The sequence below is a fragment of the SAR324 cluster bacterium genome (genome assembly GCA_029245725.1).
Taxonomy (GTDB): Bacteria; SAR324; SAR324; order SAR324; family NAC60-12; genus JCVI-SCAAA005.
Genome location: JAQWOT010000326.1, coordinates 1 through 2,624, shown reverse-complemented (window position 1 = coordinate 2,624; position 2,624 = coordinate 1). Strand labels below are relative to the sequence as shown.

Sequence of the window (2,624 nt, the reverse complement as noted above, 5' to 3'; positions counted from 1 at the left end):
CTCCAATTTCGATTGTCGCACCATCGTGGGTCCCGAGTAGGATGCAGCCGTTTAAAGAAAATTTCATGTTACTGGTACCCGAAGCCTCTGTCCCTGCTGTAGAAATATGTTCTGAAACCTCGCTGGCCGCGATGATCTTTTCCGAGCTGGACACACCATAATTGGTCACAAATAGAACACGAAGCCTGTCTTCAATCTCAACATCCGTATTAACTTTTGCTGCAACGTCATTGATCAAGCGAATAATTTGCTTCGCCATGTAGTAACCTGGAGCAGCCTTTCCACCAAAAAAAAAGGTTCGCTTGGGAGCATCCATTTTTGTTTTTTTTCTCAACTGGTCGTAGAGATGAACCACATGCAGGATATTGAGCAACTGACGCTTATATTCATGAATCCGTTTGACCTGGACATCAAAGAGAGAATCAACTGCCAGTTCAACTTTGTGAGTTGCTAAGATCCACTCACAAAGTTGTTGTTTTTTCAATCTTTTTACTACTTGCCACTGATGATGAAAGCTTTCCGTTGAAGCCAAATCCAACAATTTCTTTAGCTTATCCAGATTTGTGATCCAATCACTTCCAATATGATCACTAATTAGCTCAGATAACTCAGGATTCGCACAACGTAACCAAAGCCTTGGGGTAATTCCATTGGTCTTGTTTTGAAACCGCTCTGGAAACAAGCCGTAAAAGTCTCTAAAAATTGTCTCTTTAAGCAGCTCTGTATGAAGCGCGGCTACTCCATTTGTTGTGTGGCTGCCAACAATTGATAGAAAAGGCATCCGTACTTGCTTTTCCCAACCTTCTTCAATCATAGAGACTCTGGATAGTAAACCCGGGTCTCTGGGATTTCTTTGTCTTACCTGCTGAAGAAATCGATCATTGATCTGATAGATCAGTTCCATGTGTCTTGGAAGCAAGTTGTTGAGTAATTCAACAGACCATCGCTCGAGAGCTTCTGGCAGTACCGTATGATTCGTGTAAGCAAAGGTTTGACGACATATTTGCCAAGCTTCATCCCATTCCAACTCCTCCTCATCAATCAACAGTCGCATCAGTTCCGGAATTGCAATCGAAGGATGCGTATCGTTAAGTTGAATTGCCATATATTCTGGGAAAGTCCCCCAGGGCTGATTGCGATCCTTGAAGCGAACAATCATATCCTGCAAGGAAGCTGACACGAAGAAATATTGCTGCTTTAGCCTCAGTTCCTTTCCACTGAATGCCTGGTCATTCGGATACAAAACCTTGGAGATTGTTTCTACTCGCTGTTTGTCCATCACAGCTTGTAAATAATCTCCCCGATTGAAGCTCGCCAAATCAAAATCTTGAACAGCCCTAGCAGACCAAAGTCTTAGAACATTCACGGTCTCATTGGCGTAGCCGCTGACTGGTACGTCAAAAGCTACTGCCCTCACTTGTTCTGCTTCCACCCAACGACGCTTTGATCTTCCCAGCTCATCAGTTTCATCAATCACCCTCCCATAGAATCGGACTGGGTAGTTGATGTGAGGTCGACGAATTTCCCACGGATAACCATTTTCTAGCCAACCATCCGGAAATTCGATTTGTTGTCCATTCTCAAATTTTTGCTGAAAAATCCCATACTCATAGCGAATACCGTAGCCAAAAGCAGGCAACTGCAGGGTTGCCATGGAGTCTAGAAAACAAGCTGCTAAACGTCCAAGACCTCCATTACCCAAACCTGCATCTCGTTCACACTCCTCTATTTCTATGAGTTTCACACCCAATTGCTCCATCACTTTCTGGCAGACATCATAGATCCCTAGATTGACAAGGTTATTGCGAAGACTTCGTCCGATCAGATATTCAAGGGACAAATAATTGACTTGTTTGGCTTCAGATTTTTCATATCGCTGTTGGGTTTCATTAAGTTGCCAAATAAGCTTGTCTCGAACAGTTCTAGCCAAAGCTTCAAACAAATCTGCTTTATTTGCTCGCTCTGGAATTTCACAAATCACGAATTCAAGATTTTTTACAACAGACTCCAAAATAGTATTGGAGTCCATCTTTTGTTGTGATTGTGCGATATAGTCCAAAAGACTTTGATTTTCAGATGTCAAATTCAACACTCAACTCCTTCACAGCATTTATCCATAAGATTTGGTAGGAACCATTGATTCAATTTCTATCAATAAATTTTGTTCATTCCTGTAGAGAGGCCAAAAAATAAAGAGAACTTTTCAGAAAAGCTAAAGATTTTGTTCAAAAAGTCGATAATCCCCCTAGAACAAAATCTTCAGCATTCACAGGAGAAACTCATGAAGTTAAAAAATTTGATTTTAGCAATCACAACGATAGGTTTTTTGTCATCTGGGTGCAGCACCATTCAAGAAATTGTCGGGAACGGAAATACTTTGCTAGCTGGTCCTTGCGCAGATCTGATTATTGATGAGGCGTTCTTTCTGCATGAGGAAGCAAAAAGTGGTTTTGCCAAGTATCTGAATACACGTGAAGATCATCTCCTTTTCGATGCTTTTTACGTAGCAAGTGATTCAAGATCTGTTGCACAGTCGGTTAGCCAATGCTGGGATCGTAGAGTTTCTCACTACAACGCCATGAAGAATCTTGAGGAATTGAATAACGATCTTGCAAGAATTCTAA

2 protein-coding genes are annotated in these 2,624 nt (G+C 41.7%); one reads left to right on the top strand and one right to left on the bottom strand.

The window, feature by feature from the left end; genetic code table 11:
• Positions 1–2,092, bottom strand: a 2,092-nt coding sequence (locus P8O70_17640) for a glycogen/starch/alpha-glucan phosphorylase (GenBank protein MDG2198660.1), incomplete at its 3' end; no start/stop codon positions are given.
• Positions 2,093–2,281: 189 nt separating this feature from the next.
• On the opposite strand from P8O70_17640, the gene P8O70_17635 reads away from it, so the two are divergent.
• On the top strand, positions 2,282–2,624 hold a 343-nt coding region (locus P8O70_17635), incomplete at its 3' end, for a hypothetical protein (GenBank protein MDG2198659.1).